At 70.2% G+C, this 21,056-nt stretch carries 25 protein-coding genes; 10 read left to right on the forward strand and 15 right to left on the reverse strand.

Annotated elements, in window-relative coordinates; translation table 11 throughout:
* Positions 1 to 139 precede the first annotated feature (139 nt).
* Positions 140 to 664: a hypothetical protein gene (locus ACGF7Y_RS06290; RefSeq protein WP_357031569.1), complete on the forward strand. Its 525-nt coding sequence runs from the start codon at positions 140 to 142 to the stop codon at positions 662 to 664.
* Between the two features lie 93 nt (positions 665 to 757).
* On the opposite strand, the gene ACGF7Y_RS06295 is transcribed toward ACGF7Y_RS06290, so the two are convergent.
* The 7 genes from ACGF7Y_RS06295 to ACGF7Y_RS06325 all read right to left on the reverse strand — a co-directional run bounded on the left by ACGF7Y_RS06295 (position 758) and on the right by ACGF7Y_RS06325 (position 5,733).
* Positions 758 to 1,717 (reverse strand): helix-turn-helix transcriptional regulator, encoded by a 960-nt coding sequence (locus ACGF7Y_RS06295; protein ID WP_393229848.1) that lies wholly within the window; start codon positions 1,715 to 1,717, stop codon positions 758 to 760.
* Positions 1,718 to 1,766: 49 nt separating this feature from the next.
* Positions 1,767 to 3,119, reverse strand: coding sequence for a cytochrome P450 (locus tag ACGF7Y_RS06300; protein WP_393229851.1), 1,353 nt, complete (start codon positions 3,117 to 3,119; stop codon positions 1,767 to 1,769).
* Between the two features lie 116 nt (positions 3,120 to 3,235).
* Positions 3,236 to 3,604 carry an STAS domain-containing protein gene (locus ACGF7Y_RS06305; RefSeq protein WP_357129869.1) on the reverse strand — a complete coding sequence of 123 codons (369 nt, stop codon included), beginning with the start codon at positions 3,602 to 3,604 and terminating at the stop codon, positions 3,236 to 3,238.
* 336 nt (positions 3,605 to 3,940) lie between these two features.
* Positions 3,941 to 4,198: a DUF4235 domain-containing protein gene (locus ACGF7Y_RS06310; RefSeq protein ID WP_393229853.1), complete on the reverse strand. Its 258-nt coding sequence runs from the start codon at positions 4,196 to 4,198 to the stop codon at positions 3,941 to 3,943.
* Positions 4,195 to 4,590: a DUF3618 domain-containing protein gene (locus tag ACGF7Y_RS06315; RefSeq protein WP_393229856.1), complete on the reverse strand. Its 396-nt coding sequence runs from the start codon at positions 4,588 to 4,590 to the stop codon at positions 4,195 to 4,197. Before ACGF7Y_RS06315 ends, ACGF7Y_RS06310 begins: the two co-directional genes overlap by 4 nt.
* On the reverse strand, positions 4,587 to 5,003 hold the full coding sequence (locus ACGF7Y_RS06320) for a phage holin family protein (RefSeq protein WP_357954060.1): 417 nt from the start codon (positions 5,001 to 5,003) through the stop codon (positions 4,587 to 4,589). Before ACGF7Y_RS06320 ends, ACGF7Y_RS06315 begins: the two co-directional genes overlap by 4 nt.
* A 181-nt stretch (positions 5,004 to 5,184) precedes the next feature.
* The gene (locus tag ACGF7Y_RS06325; RefSeq protein ID WP_393229859.1) at positions 5,185 to 5,733 is read right to left on the reverse strand and encodes a TerD family protein; all 549 of its coding nucleotides are present in this window, start codon (positions 5,731 to 5,733) and stop codon (positions 5,185 to 5,187) included.
* 371 nt (positions 5,734 to 6,104) lie between these two features.
* On the opposite strand from ACGF7Y_RS06325, the gene ACGF7Y_RS06330 reads away from it, so the two are divergent.
* Positions 6,105 to 6,830: an anti-sigma factor domain-containing protein gene (locus ACGF7Y_RS06330; protein ID WP_393229862.1), complete on the forward strand. Its 726-nt coding sequence runs from the start codon at positions 6,105 to 6,107 to the stop codon at positions 6,828 to 6,830.
* Between the two features lie 41 nt (positions 6,831 to 6,871).
* Here ACGF7Y_RS06330 and ACGF7Y_RS06335 read toward each other — a convergent pair whose 3' ends face one another.
* On the reverse strand, positions 6,872 to 7,975 hold the full coding sequence (locus ACGF7Y_RS06335) for a glutamate--cysteine ligase (RefSeq protein ID WP_393229864.1): 1,104 nt from the start codon (positions 7,973 to 7,975) through the stop codon (positions 6,872 to 6,874).
* A gap of 110 nt (positions 7,976 to 8,085) precedes the next feature.
* Between ACGF7Y_RS06335 and ACGF7Y_RS06340 the strand changes: the two genes are divergently transcribed.
* Positions 8,086 to 9,036 carry an FAD-dependent oxidoreductase gene (locus ACGF7Y_RS06340; protein WP_393229867.1) on the forward strand — a complete coding sequence of 317 codons (951 nt, stop codon included), beginning with the start codon at positions 8,086 to 8,088 and terminating at the stop codon, positions 9,034 to 9,036.
* 10 nt (positions 9,037 to 9,046) lie between these two features.
* Here the strand turns inward: ACGF7Y_RS06340 and ACGF7Y_RS06345 are convergent, their stop codons facing one another.
* Positions 9,047 to 9,424 (reverse strand): hypothetical protein, encoded by a 378-nt coding sequence (locus ACGF7Y_RS06345; protein ID WP_393229870.1) that lies wholly within the window; start codon positions 9,422 to 9,424, stop codon positions 9,047 to 9,049.
* 208 nt (positions 9,425 to 9,632) lie between these two features.
* On the opposite strand from ACGF7Y_RS06345, the gene ACGF7Y_RS06350 reads away from it, so the two are divergent.
* A complete protein-coding gene (locus ACGF7Y_RS06350) occupies positions 9,633 to 10,904 on the forward strand; it encodes a PucR family transcriptional regulator (protein WP_393229871.1) in 1,272 nt (423 codons plus the stop codon).
* Here the strand turns inward: ACGF7Y_RS06350 and ACGF7Y_RS06355 are convergent.
* Positions 10,838 to 11,617: a histone deacetylase gene (locus ACGF7Y_RS06355; protein ID WP_393229874.1), complete on the reverse strand. Its 780-nt coding sequence runs from the start codon at positions 11,615 to 11,617 to the stop codon at positions 10,838 to 10,840. The two genes, ACGF7Y_RS06350 and ACGF7Y_RS06355, sit on opposite strands and share 67 nt — an antisense overlap.
* A 124-nt stretch (positions 11,618 to 11,741) precedes the next feature.
* Between ACGF7Y_RS06355 and ACGF7Y_RS06360 the strand changes: the two genes are divergently transcribed.
* Positions 11,742 to 12,908 (forward strand): epoxide hydrolase family protein, encoded by a 1,167-nt coding sequence (locus ACGF7Y_RS06360; RefSeq protein WP_393229876.1) that lies wholly within the window; start codon positions 11,742 to 11,744, stop codon positions 12,906 to 12,908.
* A 128-nt stretch (positions 12,909 to 13,036) separates the two neighbouring features.
* Positions 13,037 to 13,432 (forward strand): PPOX class F420-dependent oxidoreductase, encoded by a 396-nt coding sequence (locus tag ACGF7Y_RS06365; RefSeq protein ID WP_393229879.1) that lies wholly within the window; start codon positions 13,037 to 13,039, stop codon positions 13,430 to 13,432.
* Here ACGF7Y_RS06365 and ACGF7Y_RS06370 read toward each other — a convergent pair.
* Entirely contained in the window at positions 13,429 to 13,692 is a 264-nt protein-coding gene (locus tag ACGF7Y_RS06370) for a helix-turn-helix transcriptional regulator (RefSeq protein ID WP_040870129.1), read from the reverse strand. The genes ACGF7Y_RS06365 and ACGF7Y_RS06370 overlap by 4 nt on opposite strands.
* A gap of 103 nt (positions 13,693 to 13,795) precedes the next feature.
* Between ACGF7Y_RS06370 and map the strand changes: the two genes are divergently transcribed.
* A complete protein-coding gene (gene map / locus ACGF7Y_RS06375; RefSeq protein WP_393229881.1) occupies positions 13,796 to 14,560 on the forward strand; it encodes a type I methionyl aminopeptidase in 765 nt (254 codons plus the stop codon).
* A gap of 16 nt (positions 14,561 to 14,576) precedes the next feature.
* Here map and ACGF7Y_RS06380 read toward each other — a convergent pair whose 3' ends face one another.
* Positions 14,577 to 15,293 (reverse strand): glyoxalase, encoded by a 717-nt coding sequence (locus ACGF7Y_RS06380; RefSeq protein ID WP_393229884.1) that lies wholly within the window; start codon positions 15,291 to 15,293, stop codon positions 14,577 to 14,579.
* A 115-nt stretch (positions 15,294 to 15,408) separates the two neighbouring features.
* Between ACGF7Y_RS06380 and ACGF7Y_RS06385 the strand changes: the two genes are divergently transcribed.
* Positions 15,409 to 15,957, forward strand: coding sequence for a PadR family transcriptional regulator (locus tag ACGF7Y_RS06385; RefSeq protein WP_393229887.1), 549 nt, complete (start codon positions 15,409 to 15,411; stop codon positions 15,955 to 15,957).
* Between the two features lie 68 nt (positions 15,958 to 16,025).
* Complete coding sequence (locus ACGF7Y_RS06390) at positions 16,026 to 16,409, forward strand: PPOX class F420-dependent oxidoreductase (protein WP_393229890.1); 384 nt, start codon at positions 16,026 to 16,028, stop codon at positions 16,407 to 16,409.
* A 10-nt stretch (positions 16,410 to 16,419) separates the two neighbouring features.
* On the opposite strand, the gene ACGF7Y_RS06395 is transcribed toward ACGF7Y_RS06390, so the two are convergent.
* Both ACGF7Y_RS06395 and ACGF7Y_RS06400 read right to left on the reverse strand, forming a co-directional pair.
* Entirely contained in the window at positions 16,420 to 17,808 is a 1,389-nt protein-coding gene (locus ACGF7Y_RS06395; protein ID WP_393229892.1) for a metallopeptidase TldD-related protein, read from the reverse strand.
* The gene (locus ACGF7Y_RS06400) at positions 17,805 to 19,328 is read right to left on the reverse strand and encodes a TldD/PmbA family protein (RefSeq protein ID WP_393230990.1); all 1,524 of its coding nucleotides are present in this window, start codon (positions 19,326 to 19,328) and stop codon (positions 17,805 to 17,807) included. The genes ACGF7Y_RS06395 and ACGF7Y_RS06400 overlap by 4 nt, the downstream gene beginning before the upstream one ends.
* Before the next feature lie 180 nt (positions 19,329 to 19,508).
* Between ACGF7Y_RS06400 and ACGF7Y_RS06405 the strand changes: the two genes are divergently transcribed.
* The gene (locus ACGF7Y_RS06405; RefSeq protein WP_245660173.1) at positions 19,509 to 20,156 is read left to right on the forward strand and encodes a TetR/AcrR family transcriptional regulator; all 648 of its coding nucleotides are present in this window, start codon (positions 19,509 to 19,511) and stop codon (positions 20,154 to 20,156) included.
* Here ACGF7Y_RS06405 and ACGF7Y_RS06410 read toward each other — a convergent pair whose 3' ends face one another.
* The gene (locus tag ACGF7Y_RS06410; RefSeq protein WP_393230993.1) at positions 20,157 to 20,924 is read right to left on the reverse strand and encodes a TSUP family transporter; all 768 of its coding nucleotides are present in this window, start codon (positions 20,922 to 20,924) and stop codon (positions 20,157 to 20,159) included.
* Between the last annotated feature and the right edge of the window lie 132 nt (positions 20,925 to 21,056).

Below are 21,056 nucleotides of genomic sequence, written 5' to 3' on the forward strand. Positions count from 1 at the left end.
CGCCGAACAGCTTGGCGGGCAAGACATTTCGGACATTCTCAAGTGCCGGAAATGGTGATGTCCAACGCCTATAATCGCTAGTGTTTCACGGCTGTACCCAGGTAACGACAGATCGAATCTGCTGAGGATGGGAAGGCTCATGAAGTTCAGAGAATTGGTTGCGACCACGCTGCTGACCATTGCCGCCACCGGCGTGACCGCGGCGACGGCGTACGGGCAGGCCGAGATCTACGACCCCGTGGTGAGCGGGAACGAGAGCGGTGTCTCCTACACCACGTCCGTCGCGCCGGACCGGACGAGCGCTGTGGTCACGCTCGACTCCGGTACGTTCGCCCGCACGCCGGGGGGGATCGCGGTGCTGGGGCCCGACGGATCGGTCGTGACCACGGTGCCCACGACCATGGTGTCCATGTTCGGCCAGCAGGTCGAAGTGGCGCCCGACATCGATGCGGCCGGGACGACCTTGACCTTGAGCCCCATCGGAGCCGCCGTCCCGGAACCGGGCGCGCCGCAGTTCATCGGTGACGCGGGGTCCACATTGGGCGGGGTGGCGATCGGCTGTGCCATCGGGGCGCTGGTCGGTCTCGTGTTCTTCATCGTCGGGGTCTTCCCCGGTTGCGTGGTCGGCGGCCTCATCGGTGCCGCCGCGGGCGCCAGCCGGTAGTGCGGGACTGATTCGCGGGGCGCTGTCGGCCGCGCTCGGTGCTCTGGCATCGTGCGCGGCCGTTTCGTCTGTGCGAAGGCTCGCGATCTCACGTCATTTCTTCCCGGCCGCCCGCCGGAAACGGTCGGCCGTGGCGACCAGGTGTTCGGCGAGCGCGGGGGAGTCGAGCACCTCGAACTCGACATCGGCGAGGCCGAGATACCACGTCAGCATCCGAGGGGAATCCGAACCCACCAGCGCCACACAGTGTTCCGGCCCGTCCGATATCACCTCCACCGCCGCGGGCAGCCGGGCCCGGATCACTTCCGCCGGGGCGGCCATGCGGACCCGGGCACGGTAGCGCCACGTGGCGGCTCCCACGCCGCGCTGCACTCGCTCGGCGATCTCCTCCTCGGAGACGGCGCGGGGCGTGAATCGTGGCCCGTACGGAACCTTCGGCGCGATCCGGTCGACGCGGAAGGTACGCCAGTCGCCGCGCCCCACATCCCACGCGACCAGATACCAGCGGCCCCACCAGTGCACCATCCGGTGCGGCTCGACATCCCGGCTGGAGGGTGCGCCGCCATGACTTTCGTAGTCGAAGCGCAATCGCTCGCTCGCCCGGATCGCGTCCGCGACCGCGGTGAGCACCGCCGCGTCCACGGTGGATTGTCCGTCGCCGGACACGTGCACGGTGGCCGCGGTCAGCGTGTCGACGCGGTGCCGCAATCGGGACGGCAACACTTGCCGCAGTTTCGTCAGCGCCCGCACAGACGTCTCCTCGATGCCGGTGACCGCACCGTTGGCGGCGGTGACCAGTCCGACCGCCACCGCCACGGCTTCCTCGTCGTCCAGCAGCAGCGGTGGCAGCGCCGATCCGGCCCCGAGCCGGTAACCCCCGGCGACGCCCGGCGTGGCATGCACGGGGTACCCGAGCGTCCGCAGGCGCTCGATGTCGGTGCGCACGGTCCGGGTGGAGACGCCGAGCCGTTCGGCCAGCGCGGGCCCGGTCCAGTCGCGCCGCAGTTGCAGCAGTGACAGCAGCCGCAACAGGCGTGCGGAGGTTTCCAGCATGGCTCGATCATGGCAGCTGTCGCGGAAGCGAGCCTTCCGCGACAGCCGATCAGCCTGCCTGCGTCATGCACGGCTCGACGGTGAAGTCGAGCCCGAAATTGTTCAAGGTCACCGGCAGCGGAGCGTCCGGGTTCGGCCGGGGCGTGGACCGCAGCCGGAAGTCGGCGGAGGTCAACAGGTGCGCGAGCAGCGCGCTGGTGACGAACAGCACCAGGTTGCGGCCCGGGCAGTCGGCGGGGCCCGCGCTGAACGGCACCAACTGGGGGTACTGCTCCGCACGGCCGTCGAGCCAGATCTCCGGGACGAACTGGTCGGCGAACGGCAGCAGCTCGGCGTCCCGGTGGAACGCCGCGACCGCGATCATCAGTGCTGCGCCCGCCGCGATGGTAAAGCGCTCGTCGCCGTCGCGCCATTGGGTATCGGCGGTGATGTCGCGCAGCAACATGGGCGTGGTCGGCCACAGCCGTACCGACTCGAGCACGCAGGCGCGCAGATAGCCGCGCAGGTCGACGCGGTCCGGGTCGACGGCATCCGCCAGCGCGCGGGCGTGGTGCTCGGGATGGGTGCTCAGCACCGCCAGCGCCCGGCTCAGCGCGATGCCCGCCGCGTCGAAGGCGAACAACCAATGCGGTATCTGCCCCACCGGATCGGTCGCCCCGCCCGCGGGCACCGCGGCCAGTGCCCCGGCGAGGCTGTCCGGGGGAGCGGACTCGACGTGACGGTAGAGCCGATTGGTGAACTGATCGCGCTGCCTGCGATGCGCGGGCGCCAGGAACGACCAATTGCCCGCCGAGCGCAGCCGGGACAGCTCGTCGGTGAGCACCGTGTCGTCGCGGCCCCGCTCACCGAGCACGATCCGTCGCACCAGCCGCCACCATCGCGTGGTGAACTGCCGCGCGTCCAGGTGACCGCGGTGCAGGGCGGACGCGATCATCTCGCGTGCCTCCTCCGCGATGGCCTCGGCGAACGGCCCCGCCAGGCGGTGCAGCGGCTCGGCAGACTCCAGCGCCGCCTCGTTCACGGCCCGGCGCTGATCGCGGATCGGGCCTTCGGACAACAGGACACCGTGCGGCTGGAACTGGCGCAGCGCGGCGCGCTTCTCGCGATTGGCCGGGTGAAACGGCGTCGGCGCGTCGGCCAGGACCCGCCCGACGTCCTGCGGGTCGAGAACGACCACGATCCGGCGCCCCGGCACCACCAGCTCAACCGGACCCGCACCGAACTCCCGCCGCAGCTGTCGTACGCGCTCGATCGCCCGCGAATCGGCCCCGGTGCGTTCGAGCAGGCCCAGTACCGGCCGACGTCGCGCGATGACCCCCGAGGCGACCGAGGCGAATCCGAGATCCGCCAGTGCCGCCACCGCGGGCACTCCCACCAGTCGGTGTTCGCGGTTGTCTGCCATACGGCCTCCTCCCGGTGCGCTCAGATCGGCACGGTGCCGACGACCGGGCAGATACCCGGCGACGCGGGGTCGAAACCGTGGCGGGGTCCGAGCGGCACCGATGCGGCGCCGGAGGCTCAGCTGGGGGCTTGGGTCTCGTCGACTGCCAGCGCGGCCTCGACGGAGTCGAATACCGTGAGCAGACGGTCCAGCGCGGTGACCTCGATCGGCCTGCGCGCCGCGTCGCTGGGGACCACACGCAAGCCACCGGAACCGGTGGCCTCCGAGGCCGCCAGCAGGACGCTCAGCCCAGCGGAGCCGAGGAACCCGACGTTCGACATGTCCACCACGACCGCGGCCGGTGTGTCGCGCAGCGCCTCGTCGAGCGCCGATTGCAAGCGTGGCGCGGACGCCATGTCGATCTCGCCGTGCACGGTGACGACCACCGTGCCCTCCGCCGACCGCACCTCGACCTCCAGCGCCCGGGGCGCGCTTTCGGAACTCACAATCCACCTCCCGTGCCGGCCACGCGTCCTCGGCAGTACGCCACGTCGACCTCCGCTCAGGTTCGCATCTCTTGCGCAGTCGGACACGGCGCAGAGAGCGAGCATTCCGCGGCCAACTTACCCCATCGCGCTCCGGTGCAATCACCCTGTGCGCCGCGTCCCGCCAGACCAGGCGGTATCAGGGGCCGGAGGGCGCTGCCGCGCGGGTACGGAAATCGGTCCCCGTGCACAACGAATGCCGCCGCCGTGAGTTCAGGCCCCTGGGAAGAGTGTCCGAACTCACGGCGGCGGCAGCGATTTCGAGCGGCGGCGGACTGCCGCTCCGGCACGGTGGCGCTATTCCGGCCAAGTTCCGGTGAGCGATTCGTAACCGCTCGCGCCCGCCCGATCGATCGCGGCCTTGACCAGGCCGAACACCGCGCCCTGTAAGGCCGCGGCGAACAGCACCTCGCGCCAGGAATGGTCTCGCGCAGTGGAGGACGGGGCCTGGTCCTCACCGGTGATCTGCGCCCACACCTTGGTGAACACCGCGTTCGCCGCCAGGCCGCCGAGCACGCTGATCACCAGGCCGAGCGGTTTGTAGAGCGTCTTCATCGCCGCCTCCGCACGATCTGCCACACCGCCGCCGCGATCACCGCCGCGCCGAGGGCCGCCGGGATCGGGTGGGCGCGCAACGCGCCACCGGCCTGCCTGCCGCGCGCGGCGACCGGCTCCGGCGCCGCCGCCGCCACCCGGTGGGCGAGATTCGCGGCGCCCGTGCGAGCCTGCTGCGCCTTGTCCGCGACGGCGAGCGCCGCCTCGGACGCCACATGCTGGGTCGCCTCGACAGCCTCGTGCGCCTTCTCCTTGCTCCGCGCGGGCACGTCGAGCTTGTGGCCCAGCTCTTCGACCGTCCTGCCCAATTCCGCTCTGGCCTCGTCGCGGTCGCGCCGCAAGGCCGCGACCTCGTCGGTGGGCTGCCCGGCCCGGGGTCGGCTGTCACTCATCCCCGCCTCCTGTCCTTGATCACCTCGATGTCCTCGCGCACGCCCTCGACCGCTTCCTGCGGTATCGGCGGCGCCGCGTGCTCCACGCTCTTTTTCCCGGACAGCCCGAGGACCGCCGCGACCACCAGCAGCGCGCCCGCGACGATGAGCGCGGACGCCCAGCCCGGCAGGACCTCGGCGAGGCCGAGCACCGCTGCGGCGACCAACGCCGCGCCGCCGTAGAACGCCAGCAGCGCCGCGACCCCCGCCAAGCCGGCGCCGAGCCCGAACCGCTTGCCCTTCTCCCGCATCTCGACACGGGCGAGCTGCAGTTCGTCGCGGATGAGCCGGGACACCTGTGCGGTGGCGTCCTCCACCAGTTCGGTGACCGACCGAGCGTTCGCGGGCGGCCGAATCTGTGTCGTGTCGGTCATGAGACCTCCTTCGGCATGTCACACCTCCTCCACCGCGACTACCCGCGCGACCGGATTCCAATCGGACATCGGGCCGGTCGGACGCGGCTCGGGTAGCCGGCGCGCGGGGAGGACCGACCCGTGATCGCCGGGCGCCGGCGGTCTCCGAAGCGATTGCGGTGCAAACGAAATCGCTAGGAGGTCACTCGATGTAGGCGCCGATCTGCGCAACGGCCTCGACCGGGTGCCGCGCCTGCAAGCCCGCGCCGATGCCATCGAAGTGCCAGCCGCCACCGGCGCGACGCACTCGACCGAGCACCATGCCGGTGTGCGAGCCGCCGCCGGTCAGCTCGTGGCGGGCGAGCTGGGTACCCGCCGCGGTGTCGATCACCCGGCAGTAGGCGTTCGCGATCCGATCGAGCGTCCGGCCGGTGTAGCTGGTGATGAGGAACAGCACGGTGGTGACGTGTGGGGAGAGGCGCGACAGGTCCACGCTGACGACCTCGTCGTCGCCCTCCCCCTCTCCGGTGAGACTGTCGCCGTGCAGGCGGACGGCCCCGTCCGTCGAGGTGAGCTGCTCGTGATACACCACGTCGACGAGCCGGTCCGCGGCGAAGAGCAGGGCCGCGACGTTGAGATCGATCTCCTTGCGCCGGCCGAGCAGGCGCGAACGGGTAGCGGGGTCCCAGCCCAGCGCCACGGTGACGTGCTCGAGCGGGACGTCGCGTTCATCGCGGAGCACGGTGAGCATCGGTATTCTCCTCTGCGTCGGAAAGCGGTCGGGTTCCGCCGTCGAGCGTGGACGTGCCCCGGGTCGTAGCGCGCGGCCTTCCGTGCGCCCGGCAACGCCATGACCGAGACGATAGGGACGATTCCGGCGGACGAGCAGCGTACCCGTGTTCGTGCCGGATATGGGCGAGAATCCAATCCGCGAGGCCGTTCGCCGCGAAGTCAAGGCATGCGGGTTGGCACAGGGCAGGTGCGCCGAAACCGCGGCGCGGGTCCCACCACGCGCGGTCGTTCGCCTGCGGAGTCCGGAGACGGTTCGCGTGCGGAGGTAGCGGCGAGCGCTCTACGGGTGAGTGGAGCGCACCCACGGCTACCGACCGGAGGTGACCGGCGATGACCGGTACAGAGACCTCGCGCGCGGATCTGCTCGACCTGGCGTACCCCTACGCGATGGACGCGGTCGCCGAGATCGAGCGCAGGCGCATCGAAAACCGGCTTGCGAAGACCGATTCCGGCACGGCCGCGGCGTTCGCGGCGGCGGTGCACGGGATCCGAGAGACCCTGGCGGCACTGAGCGCGACCGCCGCGGTGAATCCACCACCGACCCTGGAGTCGAAGATCCTCGGGGCGATCGGCGACTCGCGTCCCGCCGCGCGCCGCCGTCGCGAAATCCTCGCCCGCCGCCGCCTCGCACAGTTGGTGGTGGCCGCCGCGGTGGCCGTCGCGACCGGAGCGGGCGGCGTGGTGGTGGCCGAGCGGATCGCGGGGTCGCATGCCGCGGCGGTCACGGCCGACCAGGTCTCGAGGCAACCGGACGCGCGTTCCCGGGTGATCGAACTGTCCGTCGGCGGCACGCTGACAGTGCGCACCTCCGACCGGCTCGGCGCGGTCGCGGTCACCTTCGACGCGGTACCCGCGCCACCGCCCGGCCGGGCATATCAGCTCTGGGTCGTGTCGTCCGCGGGTACGCCGCGTTCGGCGGGCGTGTTGACCGGCGTGCCGCAGGCGGGCGTGGCGACCGGGTTCGATCCCGCGGACATCGTCGCCGTCACGATCGAACCCGCGAAAGGATCGCCGCGGCCGACCTCGCCGCAGATCGCCGCCGTCACGCTGGGCTGAGCGTCTTCGAGTCGCCGGTGCCTGCGCGGAGACGCCCCTGGCTAGTCGCACCCTTCGAGGGTCGCGCGCGCGACCTCCTCGACGACGTCATCGATCTCGCCGCGCGCCCGCAGCGCCGAGACCTGCCGATGCGCGCCGTTGCCGCGCGCGAGCAGGTGTGCGAACGCCTCGTCGACGAACTGCCGGTCGCCTGCCTCGTCCAGCGCGGGGGCCACGTGCTCGATCAGCCGGAACAGCAGGTCGCGCACCGGCGCCACATTGCTGTCATAGGGATCGACACCGTCACCGTCCAATCCCGAACGGGCGGCTTTCCAGTACGCCGCCCGCAGCACTTCGGCGGGGACCGGCGGTGCGATCTGCCCCGCGGCCAACGATTTCCGCGCCGTGACGACGATGGCGCGCACCAGCGCCGCCAAGAGCGCGGTCTCCTCGACGGTGGCAGGGATGTCGCTCACCCGCACTTCGACGGTCGGGAACGAGACCGACGGACGAACGTCCCAGTAGACCATCTGCTTGTCCAGGATGCTGCCGCTGTTGAGCATCATCGCGACCATCGCCTCGTAGTCACGGGCCGACTCGAAATACGGCGGTGGCCCCGCGCTGGGCCAGCGCCGCCACAGGATGCTGCGCCAGCTGGCGAATCCGGTTTCGGTGCCGCGGTAGATGGCCGAATTCGCGGTCATCGCCAGCAGTTGCGGCAGCCACGGCCGCAGGTGGTTGCTGACCTGGACCGCTGTTTCGGCGTCGGGGACGCCGACGTGCACATGGCAGCCCGACAGTCCCTGTTCGTGGGCGAGCATGCCGAAGTTCTCGGCGATGCGCTGGTAGCGCGGCGTATCGGTGACGGGGAAGTCGTGCGGGACGGTGGGCGGGATGCCGACGGCGAGCAGGCGTGCGTCGTTGCGCTCGGCGCAGGCGGCGATATCGCGGCGCAATTCCCGCAACTGCCGGTGCAGTGCGCCGATATCGGTGTGGACCGCCGTGCTGGTCTCCACCTGACAGCGCGTCAGCTCGAGTTGCAGGTCGACCCCGATCTCCTCGGCGGTGCGCGCCACCTCCACATTGCGCGCCAGCGGCGCGCCGGTACGGGGGTCGACAAGCAGGAACTCTTCTTCTACGCCGACCGTCAGGCGCCCATCGTCCATGTGCAGGCAATACCCAGGACCGCCCCGGCTAGTCAGCCGAAACGCACGGCTCCCCAGGGGCGGTGCTGCGGCAACAGCCCCCGCGGGCGGGGGTCGATAATGTCGCCCTCATGCGGATCGTCGTCCTCGGCTCGGGCATCACGGGCCTGTCCACCGCGGCCGAACTGCTCCGCGCGCGACACGAGGTCGTCGTCGTCAGCGCGGAGCCGATCACGGCGACGACGTCTTTCCTGGCCGCCGCGGTCTGGTTTCCGACCGCCGCGGGCCCCGCCGATCGTGTGCGGGCCTGGGGCGAGATCACTTTCGAGCACTTGGCGGGGTTGGCTGCCGCGGGCGCGCCGGGTGTGCGGATGTGCTCGTCGATGGCGCTGTATCGTGACGAACCCCCGATACCGGCGTGGTCGCGATCGGTGCGCTCGTTCCGGTCGGCCGATCGCGCCGAACTGCCGCCGGGCTACCGATTCGGGTTCCGTTTCGAAGTTCCCTTGGTGGAGATGCCGACCTATTTGCCCTTCCTCAGTGCGCAAGTGGACGCGGCGGGCGCGCGTCGCGTGCCGCGCACTGTGCGACGGCTCGACGAGCTCGCCGACCTGTCGCCGGACGTCGTGATCAACTGCGCAGGCCTGCGGGCCGCCGAGCTGGTCGGCGACCGGGAGGCGTATCCGATCCGCGGTCAGATCGTGCGGGTCGCGAATCCCGGACTGTCCGTCTCGGTCCGCGACGAGGCGCATCCGCTCGGCCGTGCCTACGTCCATCCGCGCGCGAACGACTGCGTGCTGGGCGGGTCCCTGGACATCGGCGAGTGGGACACGGCGCCGGCTCCCGACCTCACTCGATCGATTCTGCGGCGCTGCCGCGATCTGGTTCCCGCTCTCGCGGGCAGCGAAGTGCTGGAAACCGTGGTGGGACTGCGCCCCGGTCGCCGGGAAGTCCGCGTGGAACTCGACACCGCCGTGCTGCCCGGCACGCCCGTCGTCCACAACTACGGCCACGGCGGCTCCGGCATCACCATCGGGTACGGGTGCGCGCTGGAGAGCGCGGCGCTCGTCGCCGCGCTGTGACCCGGTCGGATCAGTTGGCGTAACTGCGCGCCACGACCGAGTTCAGCGCCTCGAGGAATTCGCTGAGAACGCCGGGTTCGACCTGGTCACGCGGGGTGCGTCGCTCGGGCGAATCGGCTACGGGCCCGGCGAGGCCCGCATCGACGCTGTCGCGCAGAACGGCGTGCACCGCTTCGATCGGGATGCCCGCCTGGGCGCACCGGGTGGTCGCGTGCTCGAATCGGCCCAGGGCGAGATTCCCGGCCGCCTCGGCCGCGTCGACCAGCACGAGGGCCAACTCCAGCCCCATTCGAATCAGCGCGTCGGGACCGCTGCGACGGGTGCCACGATCGGATCTCGCGGACACCTCGGCGATGTCCCGATCTTTTTCGTGCGGGCCGATATTCATGGCCCTCCCTCCGCCCGGCGACCCTGCTGCTACCGACGTTACGACGGGGATCGAAAGAATTCGACCGCGCGAATACGACTTGTGAGGCTTCACAGACGCGCACCGCGCGGTTCGGGTGGTGTCCCCAACCGGGGGCGCGACCCTCGGCACGTCGACGCGGTCAAGTTACCGTGGAGTACTTTCCGTGATCGGGGACTGAAGGAGTCACATGTCCATCACCGATTCGGCAGGCCCGGATCTGACCCTCTCGGGCCGCCCGGCCAGTTCTTCACTGCGGGATGTGCGGAATCTGTCTCGCAAAATGGTCGGCCACTTCATCGAGACCGTCGCGCACTGCCGGACCCTCCCCGGCGAGGCGCTCAACGGCGACATCACCAACATCACCCGCTTGTGCCTGGAATTGGCCGTCAGCATGCTCGACGGCAGCGACATCCCGGAGAAGACCCTGCTGCTGCGCAACGCCGCGGCGGGCTGGGCGCGTGAGGGCATCCCGATCGACACCATCCACCACGCCGTGCACGAAGGGTTCAAGCTCGGCTTCGACCTGATCGTCGCGAACGCGACCGCCGCGGACTTCGACAGCCTCAAGGACATCAGCCGCCGCCTGCTGGAGATCCTGGACACCATCACCTCGACCGTCTCGCGCGCGTACGTGACCGAGTTGCGCGCGGTGGTCGGCGAGCATCACACGGCGGCGCACACCCTCGCCTCTGCCCTGCTCGGCGGACACCCCACCTTCACTATGGCCCGCGAGTGCGGCATCCAGATCGCCGACTCGTATTCGGTTCTCGCGCTGGCGATTCCACCCCATCCGGACGAACGCAATCCGCAACTCGACGGTGCGGTGGTGGCGCGGCGGAAGCTGCGCAGGGTGCAATCCGAACTCGCGACCCGCTGCGGGGAGGCGGTGCTGTCGCTGCTGAGCGTGGACGGCGGCACCGTCCTGTTGCCGTCCGCCTCGCCCGAGGACAAGGCCCTCGACGACCTGGTGGAGGGGCTCGGCCGTGCGGCGCAGGTGCCGATCGTCGCGACGGTGATCGCCGCGGCGCCGGTCGAGGTGCCGACGGCCGCCGACCGCGCCCACGAGCTGCTCGACATGGTGCAGCGGCTGCGCTGGAGACGCGGGCTGTTCCGATTCGACGACCTGGCGCTGGAATACCAGCTCACCCGGCCGGGCCCCGGCTTGGAAACCCTCCGGACGCTGCTCGATCCGCTCGACGAGCACCCCGAACTCCTCGAAACACTCAAACGGCATATCGGCACGAACCTGAATCGCCAGCGCACCGCGCGATCGCTGCACATCCACACCAACACCGTGGACTACCGGCTCAAGCGCATCGGTCAGCTCACCGGATTCGACCCCGCTCAGGCCTCCGGGGTCTGGTATCTGCGCGCCGCGTTGGTCGCCCGCAGCTATCGGGACAACGAGGACGAGTCGCCGGTCGGGGATTGGTCCCGGGCGGCCGCGGTCTCCTCGTAGGTTCGCCGCCGCGGCTCCTTCGCGCCGATCAGTTCGTGAACCGCTTCGGGCGTCCACCGCCGGTCGGCGCCGGGACGAGTGGCGAGGTAGCCCGCGGTCGCCCGGCGGGACCAGCCGTGCGCGGCACGCAGGCCCGCGGCCAGGTGCCGCAGGTAGGCGGCGGCGGGCGGATTGCCCCGCACGTCGCGACAACGCCACGGTGCGGTGAAGGTGAGCACCGGGTGTCCGGCATGTGTTCCCGTGCAGACCAGGGTCTCGTACCGGCCGGGACCGAGCGTTGTCGTCCCCGTCTCGAGCACCTCGGTCAAGCTCAGCTCCGTGCCCGGGGCGCGATACATCTCCTGCGCCACGATGTCGGAGAACTGGGCGGTGGTGAGCAGGTGGGCGCGCACGGCCATCTCGCCGGGGCAGCCCGGGTCGTAGAAGGCGCGGCCGCCGGTCCAGGTCAGCGATTCGGTGGCGAAATACAGCACGCCCGGGAGCAGGAGGGGGATCGAGCGGATCGGGTCGGCGTGGTCGCGGCAGCCGGGCAGGGTGAGCGCTCCTCCCTCCGGCCTGCCGCCGCGAAGGTAGGTGCGCAGCCTGGTCAGGCTCATATTGGAGCCGTACGCGGCGTACCAGACCAGATCGCCGCGCGAGCGGTGCCGATCCGCGTCCGATGCCGCTCGGGGTGGCGCCGAGCCGGCCGCGCCCTCGAGATGCCGCGTCATCATGACTCCCATTCTCGGCTCTTCGCCGTACCCGCACAGCGCCCGCGGCGCCAGGTCGGAAACCGGTGCGACAAAGTCGGAAGATTGCGGAAGCAAGTCTTCCGCAATGGCCGCGACAGTAGCTCTCATGACGAACACGAAGCAGATCCGGCCTTTCCGCATCGACATTCCCCAGGCCGACCTCGACGACTTGCGGGAGCGGCTCGGCCGGGCGCGCTCGCCGTACGTGGTGCCGGGCACCGAGGGGGACTGGGACCGCGGGATCGCGCCGAACTACCTGCGAGAACTGGCGCGGTACTGGCGTGACGAATTCGATTGGCGCGCGCAGGAGGCGCGGTTGAACGCCCACCCCCAGTTCACCACCGAGATCGACGGGCAGACCATCCACTTCTTCCATGTGCGCTCGCCCGAGCCGGACGCGATTCCGCTGCTGATCACCCATGGCTACCCGGGATCGGTGGTGGAATTCCTGGAGCTGATCGGCCCGCTGGCCGATCCGCGGGCGCACGGCGGTGACCCGGCGGATGCCTTCCACGTGGTGATCCCCTCGCTGCCCGGGTTCGGGTTCTCCACGCCGCTCGTCTCGACGGGGTGGGAGCTGGCGCGCACGACCGAGGCGTTCGCGGAGCTGATGAGCAGGCTGGGTTACGAGAAGTTCCTGGCGCAGGGCGGCGACATCGGCGCGGGCGTCACAGGACGCCTGGCCGCCACCCATCCGGAGCGGGTGATCGCGACGCATGTGAACAGCGATCCGGGCACACTCGGGCTGGTGGGCGAGCAGCTGCCGATGCCGGACGGGCTCACCGGCGACGAGCTTGCCGCCATCGATGCCGAACGGGAGAAGTGGGCCCAGCAGAAGGGATACCTGACGCTGCAGACCACTCAGCCGAACGCCATAGCGGCCGCCCTGACCGATTCGCCCATCGCGCAGCTCGGCTGGATCGCGGAGAAGTTCCAAGCCTGGACCGACCCGGCGCGGCCGGTGGGTGAGGCGGTGGATCGTGACCTGCTACTGGCCAATGTCAGCATCTACTGGTTCACCCGCAGCGGGGCGTCGGCGGCGCAATTCCTCTGGGAAAACGCGCATTCCGGGATGGACTGGGTGATGCCGTCCGGAGTGCCGCAGGGATGGGCGGTGTTCGGCACGCACCCGTTGATGCGCCGGGTGATGAATCCGGAGGGGCACATCGAGCATTTCACCGAATACAGCGAGGGCGGGCACTTCGCCGCGGCGGAGCAACCGGAGCTGTTCGTGGCCGATGTTCGCGCCTTCTTCCGCAAGCATCGCGGGTAGCGGTCGAGAGGGCGGCGGAGCGAGCGCGTCGCCGCCCACGTCCGTCGGAGAGCTACGCGCGAACGCGTAGTGGTGAACCGTTCTCCGGTCGGATGTCCGCGCCGGTGTTCAGGTCTACCGTTTCCCTTATGACGTGGAACGAGATGAGCCAGAGCAGGACCGTCCTGCTGACCACCTTCAAGAAGGACGGGACGCCGGTCGGCACACCGGTGTGGGTGGCTCCGGAGGGGGATCGGATCGTCGTCTGGACCAATCCGAAGACCTGGAAGGTCAAGCGGATCCGCCGCAATCCCGACGTCACGTTGCAGGTCTGCGACGGGCGCGGCCGCCCGACCGCGGAGGAGGTCTTGCCGGGCAGCGCCCGCATCCTCGACGCGGACGGCACGCAACGGGTCCGGGACCTGGTAGCGAGCAAATACGGCCTCATCGGCCGGCTCGCCATTCGCGGCCACAAGCTGCTGCGCGGCGCGGACGCGTCCGTCGGCATCGCGATCGAGCCGAGGACGGAAGGCGATCCGCCCTAGGCGGATTCGGCGAGCCCCGCCGAGCGCCAGATGTCCGCGAGATCGTCGAGCGGGACCGCGAGCGCCTGTCCCAACGCGACGACGGTGCCGAAAGCCGGAGAGGGCAGCCGGCCGGTCTCGATCTTGCGCAGCGTCTCCGGGGAGATCCCGGCCGCCCGCGCGACCTCGGTGAGTTCGCGGTCCGCGCGAGCGGCGCGCAAGGCGGTGCCGAGGCGGCGGCCTGCCTCGATCTGCGCGGGAGTCAACGGGAGCCGGACCATGCGCTCAGGCTACGGACGGCCTGTGAGCACCGCAAGCGACCCGATTGGTATTAAAATACCGGCACGCTATCGTGGTATTAAAATACCGATGTACGGAGGATCGATGGTCGAGTTGAAGAGCCCCGCGGAGATCGCGCGAATGCGAGTGGCAGGGCGTTTCGTCGCCGGCGTGCTCGCCGAGTTGCGTGAGCGCGCGCGGGTGGGAGTCAATCTGCTCGACCTGGAAGCCCACGTCCGCGAGCGCATCCGCGAACGCGGCGCGCAGTCCTGCTACTGGGACTACGCGCCCTCGTTCGGGCGCGGGCCGTTCCGCAACACCGTCTGCCTGTCGGTGAACGACGCTGTGCTGCACGGACTTCCGTTCGACTACACACTGCGCGACGGCGACGTGCTGAGTATGGACCTCGCGGTCGGGATCGATGGCTGGGTCGCGGACGCGGCGACCACGGTGGTGGCCGGTCGCGCCGCGGACGAGGACGCGCGGCTGGTGCGGGCCACCGAGGGGGCGCTGTCGGCGGCGATCGCGGTCGCGGTGCCCGGCAACCACATCGGCGATATCTCCGCCGCCATCGCCGCGGTGGCGCGTGCGTACGGCTACCCGGTGAACACCGAGTTCGGCGGACACGGCCTCGGCCGCACCATGCACGAGGACCCGCACGTGCCGAACGCGGGCAGGCCCGGGCGCGGCCATCGGCTGCGGCCCGGACTCACCATCGCGATCGAGCCGTGGTTCGCGCGCACGACCGACCGCATCGTCACCGATCCCGATGGCTGGACCATCCGCTCGGCGGACGGCTCACGGACCGCCCACTCCGAACACACCATCGCGATCACCCCGGACGGACCGGAGGTGCTGACCGCGGCGTGAGTGCGCCGACGGGCGGCTATGTCTCCGACAGCCAGTCCGTCAGGTCGTCGGAGGCGCGCAGCTCCCCGGCGATGGACGCGCGTTCCGCGGCGGACAGTTCCATCGCGCGCAACCCGCCGCGGAACTGCTCGGCGCGACCCGGTTCTCCGATCGCGACGGCCAGTTCGGCGAGCGCCGCCAGCGCACGGGCCACGTCCAGCCGCGGCGCCTCGGCCCGGAACCGGCCGAGACCGACCTCGAGCACGCGGAACGCGGCCTTGTCATCGGTCTTGAAATCACGCAGGATGCGGGCGTTGTCCAGCACTCTGGCCAGCCCGTCCAGCTTCTTCGATCCGCCGTATTCGACTTCCGGGGGTTCGTCGCGCTGGATGTAGATCACCTGATTGCCCGCCGGATCGACCACGGTGAACCGGGACTGGCCCGGCCGGAAGCGGGTGATCCGGGGCAGCCCCTTCGCGGGTACCTTGCCGTAGCGGTTGCGCAGCGCCGCGCTGAATGCCTGATGCCTGCTCGCGACGTCGTCGACCATGACGAGACAGCCCGCGCGTTCGGTGGGGACGTCGCCGTCCTTGGGTGTGGGCACGAAGTGCAGGGCGCAGCCGTGGTCTTCCACCGCGCCGTAGACGTAGGGGCGGGTCTGCTCATGCGTCACCGTGTAACCCAACGCTTTGTAGAAATCCAGCGTGCTGGACAGATCGTCGGTCCAGAGCTGCGGTACCGCCGTGTCGGCCATAGAATCCTCCCGATTACCTGCGGTAGTCAATTTTGATTAGCTGAGGGTAGGCCCCTGTCCGCCGGGAAGTCAAACTTGACTACCATGCGGTTCGGGGAGGCGAAAGGAGTTCACGATGTCGGTGGTGCGCCTGCTGGTGCTGGGGGTGATGCGCCTGCGTCAGCCCGTACACGGGTACGCCCTGCGCCAGGAACTGCTGTCCTGGCGCGCCGAGACCTGGACGAATGTCAAGCCCGGCTCGATCTATCACGCACTGAAACAGCTCACGCGGGAGGGGAAGCTGAGCGCGTTCGCGACCGAGAACAGCGACCAGGGCCCCGGGCGCACGCTGTTCGAGCTGACCGAATCGGGCGAGGCCGAATTCCGCGAGCTGATGGACGAGGCGCTGGTCAGCGTCGACATGGAGGAACTCGGGGCGGGCATCGCCTTCATGGACGCGCTGCCCAGGGCGCACGTCATCGCGAAGCTGCGCGAACAGAGCCGCCGCAGTGCGGCGGTGCGTGCCGATCTGCTGGCCATGATCCCGGACCACCCCGGGCGATACGAAGCGCCGCACGCGACCGATCTGCTGGAACTGTGGAGCGGAGTGTTCTCGAACCTGTCGACGTGGACCGAGGGCGTGCTGGCGCGCTTGGAAGCGGGGGAGTACCGGATGCCGGAATAGGTCGTCGGCGAGCAGGCCGCCTTTCCCGCCCAACTCCCCGCGCCGGGATGCGGGATACGCTGCCCGGCATGACGAATTCGCTGGACGCCGTCGCCAAAGCCGACTACGTGCTGCTGACCACCTTCCGTAAGGACGGGACTCCCGTCGGCACCGCGGTGTGGGCGGTGGCCGAGAACGGCAAACTGTACGTCTGGACCGTCACCGACAGCTGGAAGGTCAAGCGCTTGCGCCGCAATCCGGCGGTCACCCTGCAAGCGTGCAACGCCACCGGCAAGCCGCGCGGTGTGGTGATCGAAGGGACCGGGCGGCTGCTCGACGCCGAGGGCACCGAACGGGTGCGCAAACTGCTGCGCCGCAAGTACTGGCTCACCGGGCCGCTGGTCATTCTCGGCAGCAACCTGCGGCGCGGCAAGTCCGGCACCATCGGCATAGAGATCACCCCCGCTGCCTGACCCGCGCCGATCAGGTCGCCTGGCTGACCGACGACATGTGGAAATCGGGAATCCGCAAGGGCGGCATGGCGGTCCGGGTGAACCAGTCCTTCCATTCGCGTGGCAGCGTGAGTTCGGTCGCGCCCGCCTCGCTCACCCGCCGGAGCAGGTCCAGTGGGCTCTCGTTGAACCGGAAGTTGTTCACCGCGGCGGTGACCTCGCCGTTCTCGACGAGGTACACCCCGTCCCGGGTGAGTCCGGTGAGCAGCAGCGTCGCCGGGTCGACCTCGCGGATGTACCACAGCGTGGTCAGCAGCAGACCGCGCTCGGTGCGCGCGATCATGTCATCGATCGTGGCTTCCGAACCGCCGGTGAGCAGCAGGTTCTCGCCGGGAACCGTGGCGGGGGCGTCGAACTCGGCGGCGCTGGCGCGCGGATAGATCAGCGCGGAGATCACGCCGTCGCGCAGCCAGTCGACGCGCTCGGCGGACAAGCCGTTGTCGAACACCGACATCGATTCCGACGACGCGGTCGCCGCCACGAACGGACGGTATTCCAGGCCGGGGGCGTGCGGGTCGGAGTAGAGGGTGAGCGGGATATCGCTCAGGCGCTCGCCGACCCGGGTCCCGCCCGCCCGCGCGAACGCCGTGTGGCCCTCCTGCGCGCCCCGGCCCTCCATCGACCAGGCCAGATAGATCATCAGGTCGGCCACGGTCGAGGGAGGAAGCAACGTCTCGTAGCGGCCCGCGGGCAACTCGACCTTGCGTTTGGCCCAGTCCAGGCGGCGGGACAGGTCCGCGAGCAGGCCGGATACGTCGACGTCGGTGAAGTCCGCGGTGCCGACCCCTACCCACGCGCTGGCCAGATCCGCGCCTTCGCCGCGCTTTCCGTTGATCTCCACCGAACCGGTTGGCTGCACGAAGCGGCGGCGGATTCCGGTCGAAGTGCCCAGCCACGTGGTGTGCATCTGATGGTGGGCGAAGCCGTAGAGCCGGTCGGCGCTGTCGAATCCGGCGGCCAGGCCCTCGGCCAGATCGGTGAACACCTCGATGCCGGTGCCACCCGCCGGGGCGGTCCAGTCGTCGTCGGCGGCGTCCGGCTCGAGCAGCGGCATCGCGTCTCGTGCGGGCTCGGCGTCGCGCGCCGCCGCCTCACTCGCCCGCACCACGGCCTCGATATCGCCGGGATCGACACTGGTCGAGGCGATCGTGCCGACCCGGGCAAGGGTAGGTCCCTCGCGGAACACCGAGACCACCGCCCAGTGCCGTGACACCGACGACCCGTTGGTGGTCATGGAGTTCCCGGCCCAGCGCAGCGACGCCTCGTGCTCGTCGCGGACGATCACGATCGCCTCGTCGGCGCGGGACAGCGCCAGCGCCCGCTCTACGGTCACGCTCGCGGGGAACAGATCGTCGCTCACTGGCCGGCCTCCGTCCGGGTGTTGAGAATGTTCACGCCGCGCACCAGGATCGACGGGCAGCCGTGGCTGACCGCGGCGACCTGGCCTGGCTGCGCTTTGCCACAGTTGAACGCGCCCCCGAGCTGCCAGGTGGACGGTCCGCCGACGGCTTCCATCGCACCCCAGAACTCGGTGGTGGTGGCCTGGTAGGCGACGTCGCGCACCTGGCCGTCCAGCTTTCCGCCGCGGATGCGGAAGAACCGCTGGCCGGTGAACTGAAAGTTGTAGCGCTGCATGTCGATCGACCACGACTTGTCGCCGACGATGTAGAGGCCGTCGTCCACCCGCGAGATCAACTCCTCGGTGCTGGTGTCGCGGTCCGGATCGGGTTGCAGCGAGACGTTGGCCATCCGCTGGATCGGCACGTGATGCGCCGAGTCGGCGTACGAGCAGCCGTTGGACCGCCGCAGACCCAGGCGCGGCGCGAAAACCCGGTCCAGTTGATAACCGACCAGGACGCCGTCGCGGACCAGGTCCCAGCGCTGCCCGGCGACGCCCTCGTCGTCGTAGCCGACGCTGGCCAGCCCGTGCGATTCGGTGCGGTCGCCGGTCACGCGCATGATCGGGTTGCCGTAGCGCAGCGACCCGAGCTTGTCGGGCGTGGCGAAGGAGGTGCCCGCGTAGGCGGATTCGTAACCGATGGCCCGGTCGTACTCGGTGGCGTGACCGATCGATTCGTGAATCGTCAGCCACAGGTTGGTCGGATCGATGACCAGATCGGTCGGCCCGGCCTGTACGCTGGGCGCTTTCACCTTCTCGGCCAGCCACTCCGGGATACGCGCGAGTTCGCCGTCCCAGTCCCACACGCCGTCGGCGCCGGTGACGTATTCCCATCCGCGGCCCACCGGCGCGGCCAGCGTGCGCATCGTCTCGAACACTCCCGCCGAGGTGTCCACCGTGATCGCCTCGAGGCTCGGGTGCAGCCGCACCCGCTGCTGGGTGATCGACGAGCCCGCGGTGTCGGCGTAGAAGGTCTGCTCCTTGACCTGCAGCACGCTCGCGGTGACGTGGTCCACCCCTTCGGCGTGCGACAGCCGCTCCGAATAATCCTGCAGCAGTGCCAGCTTCTCGCCGGTCGGCACGGTGAACGGGTCGATGTCGTAGGCCGAGACCCAGCGCGCGTCGGCGTAGCGCGGCTCGTCGGCCAACTCGACGCGTTCGCGGTTGAGCGCCCGCAACGTGGTCGCGACGGTGACCGCGGTACGCGCCACCTCGGCGGCGGTGTCGGGTGTCAGCGCGGCGTGCGAGGCGAAACCCCAGGTGCCGTCGACGATCACCCGCACGGCCAAGCCGAGTCGGGTGCTGTCGGTGACCGCCTCGACCCGGCCGTCGCGCAAGCGGATCGACTGGGTGACCAGGCGATGCACCCGCAGATCGGCGTGTTGGGCGCCGGCTGCCGTCGCCGCGGCCAGGGCGGCGTCGGCGAGCGCGGCCAGCGGCAGGTCGAGGAACTCGGCGTCCACGTCTCTGGATGTCGCGATGCTCACCCGCACCAACCTAGCCGGTGGCGCCGCACGTGCGTACGGGCGCGGTGATCACACGCCGTGCGAGAATGCATTCCGTGCCGGTTCGCACGGAATACGCCGCTGCCGCAGGGCGAACGGCGCGCGCGACACTCGTACCTCCGGCGTGTTGCTCGCCGGATGCCGTACTGTGCCCGCGTGCCGCCATCCGCCCTTCGTGACCGCAAACGCGAACGTACCCGCCGAGCCATCCTGGAAGCCGCAGCCGAGCTGTTCGAGACCAGAGGCTACGAGGAGACCACGGTGGCCGACATCGCCGCCGCGGCGGACGTCGGCACCCGCACGTTCTTCAACTATTTCGCCAGCAAGGAAGAGCTGCTCTTCCCGGAATCCGACCAGCGGGTGCGCGCCGCGGTGGCGGCCATCGCCAGCAGGCGACCGGGGGAACGGCCGGTGGAGGTCTTGCTGCGCGCCTTGCGTGCCGCCGGTGACAATCCCGGCGAGCATCTCGTCGACGACCTCTATGCCCGGATCGGCGCGCTGCGCGCCCAGGTGTCACGGACCGTGCCCGCGGTGAGCGGCCGCGCCGCGCACGCCCAACTGGTCACCCAGCGCGAGATCGCCAGACAGTTGCACAAGGCGTTTCCCGCCGAACTCGACGAGGTCGGCGCCGCCGCCCTGGTCGGCGCGGTCGTCGGCGCGGTGTCGGGTGCGCTGACCGTGCTGTTCCAGCAGCCGGTGGCCGGTGTCGAGGACGCCGAGCGTCTGCAGCGCAGGATTCACGAGACGACATCGCGGGTGCTGCAACCCTGGCTCGCCACCCAGCGCGCCGAGCCGGTGGGCTGATCAGCCGAACTGCTGCCAACCCAAGCGGATCACCATCCCGATCACCACCACCAGCAGTACGACGCGCACGAACTCGGCGCCCTTGCGCAGCGCCATGCGCGCGCCGACCACGGCACCGAGAACGTTCGCCACGGCCATTCCCGCGCCGAGCGCCCACAGGATGTGGCCCGTCGCCCCGAAGAAGATCAGCGCTCCGACGTTGGAGCCGCAGTTGATCACCTTCGCCATGGCGGCGGCCCGCACGAACTCGGTGCCGAGCAGGGTCGCGAAGGTGATGATCAGGAACGTGCCGGTGCCGGGACCGAGCAGGCCGTCGTAGAAGCCGATCAACCCCGCCGCCAGCGCCACCGTGAGCACGATCTTGCGCCGGGTGGGCGGATGAGTGGCCAAGGTGACGCCGATCGACGGACGCAGCGTCACGAACACGGCGACGCCGACCAGCACCACCATCACGATCGGGACGAACAATTCGCGGTCGATCAGCGAGACCGCCGCGGCGCCCACCGCGGCCGCCGCCGCCGCGATCGCCGCCGCGGGCAGCAGCACCCGCCAGCGCATCGGCACCTTGCGCGCGAAGGTCAGCACCGAGGCGCTGGTCCCGGCGACCGCGGCGAGCTTGTTGGTGCCCAGCGCGGTCTGCGGCGCGATGCCGGGGGCGACCACGAACAACGTCGGCAGCACGATCAGCCCGCCGCCACCCACCACCGCGTCCACCCAGCCCGCGGCCGTCGCCGCCGTCAACAGAACCGCCCAGTCTCCGATCTCCACCCCGGTAGACAACCAGACCCCGGCCTGACCGGGTGTTCCGCCTGCCATCGGTTTCCCGGTCCTGACCGGATGCGCGTCGCCCTGGGAGAGATCGGCGCGCGTGCGGCCGCGATATCGTGCGCGGGCACCCTC

The sequence above is a fragment of the Nocardia sp. NPDC047654 genome, from assembly GCF_043205035.1.
Lineage (GTDB): Bacteria > Actinomycetota > Actinomycetes > Mycobacteriales > Mycobacteriaceae > Nocardia.

Bases quoted from the DNA above. Each gene is read 5' to 3' on its own strand.
- ACGF7Y_RS06335 (WP_393229864.1), bottom strand. From the start codon at position 7,975: ATGGACGATGGGCGCCTGACGGTCGGCGTAGAAGAAGAGTTCCTGCTT.
- ACGF7Y_RS06320 (WP_357954060.1), bottom strand. From the start codon at position 5,003: ATGACCGACACGACACAGATTCGGCCGCCCGCGAACGCTCGGTCGGTC.
- ACGF7Y_RS06300 (WP_393229851.1), bottom strand. From the start codon at position 3,119: ATGGCAGACAACCGCGAACACCGACTGGTGGGAGTGCCCGCGGTGGCG.
- ACGF7Y_RS06290 (WP_357031569.1), top strand. From the start codon at position 140: ATGAAGTTCAGAGAATTGGTTGCGACCACGCTGCTGACCATTGCCGCC.
- ACGF7Y_RS06340 (WP_393229867.1), top strand. From the start codon at position 8,086: ATGCGGATCGTCGTCCTCGGCTCGGGCATCACGGGCCTGTCCACCGCG.
- ACGF7Y_RS06365 (WP_393229879.1), top strand. From the start codon at position 13,037: ATGACGTGGAACGAGATGAGCCAGAGCAGGACCGTCCTGCTGACCACC.
- ACGF7Y_RS06345 (WP_393229870.1), bottom strand. From the start codon at position 9,424: ATGAATATCGGCCCGCACGAAAAAGATCGGGACATCGCCGAGGTGTCC.
- ACGF7Y_RS06330 (WP_393229862.1), top strand. From the start codon at position 6,105: ATGACCGGTACAGAGACCTCGCGCGCGGATCTGCTCGACCTGGCGTAC.
- ACGF7Y_RS06310 (WP_393229853.1), bottom strand. From the start codon at position 4,198: ATGAAGACGCTCTACAAACCGCTCGGCCTGGTGATCAGCGTGCTCGGC.
- ACGF7Y_RS06315 (WP_393229856.1), bottom strand. From the start codon at position 4,590: ATGAGTGACAGCCGACCCCGGGCCGGGCAGCCCACCGACGAGGTCGCG.
- ACGF7Y_RS06295 (WP_393229848.1), bottom strand. From the start codon at position 1,717: ATGCTGGAAACCTCCGCACGCCTGTTGCGGCTGCTGTCACTGCTGCAA.
- ACGF7Y_RS06380 (WP_393229884.1), bottom strand. From the start codon at position 15,293: ATGGCCGACACGGCGGTACCGCAGCTCTGGACCGACGATCTGTCCAGC.
- ACGF7Y_RS06355 (WP_393229874.1), bottom strand. From the start codon at position 11,617: ATGATGACGCGGCATCTCGAGGGCGCGGCCGGCTCGGCGCCACCCCGA.
- ACGF7Y_RS06370 (WP_040870129.1), bottom strand. From the start codon at position 13,692: ATGGTCCGGCTCCCGTTGACTCCCGCGCAGATCGAGGCAGGCCGCCGC.
- ACGF7Y_RS06360 (WP_393229876.1), top strand. From the start codon at position 11,742: ATGACGAACACGAAGCAGATCCGGCCTTTCCGCATCGACATTCCCCAG.
- map (WP_393229881.1), top strand. From the start codon at position 13,796: ATGGTCGAGTTGAAGAGCCCCGCGGAGATCGCGCGAATGCGAGTGGCA.
- ACGF7Y_RS06325 (WP_393229859.1), bottom strand. From the start codon at position 5,733: ATGCTCACCGTGCTCCGCGATGAACGCGACGTCCCGCTCGAGCACGTC.
- ACGF7Y_RS06390 (WP_393229890.1), top strand. From the start codon at position 16,026: ATGACGAATTCGCTGGACGCCGTCGCCAAAGCCGACTACGTGCTGCTG.
- ACGF7Y_RS06385 (WP_393229887.1), top strand. From the start codon at position 15,409: ATGTCGGTGGTGCGCCTGCTGGTGCTGGGGGTGATGCGCCTGCGTCAG.
- ACGF7Y_RS06350 (WP_393229871.1), top strand. From the start codon at position 9,633: ATGTCCATCACCGATTCGGCAGGCCCGGATCTGACCCTCTCGGGCCGC.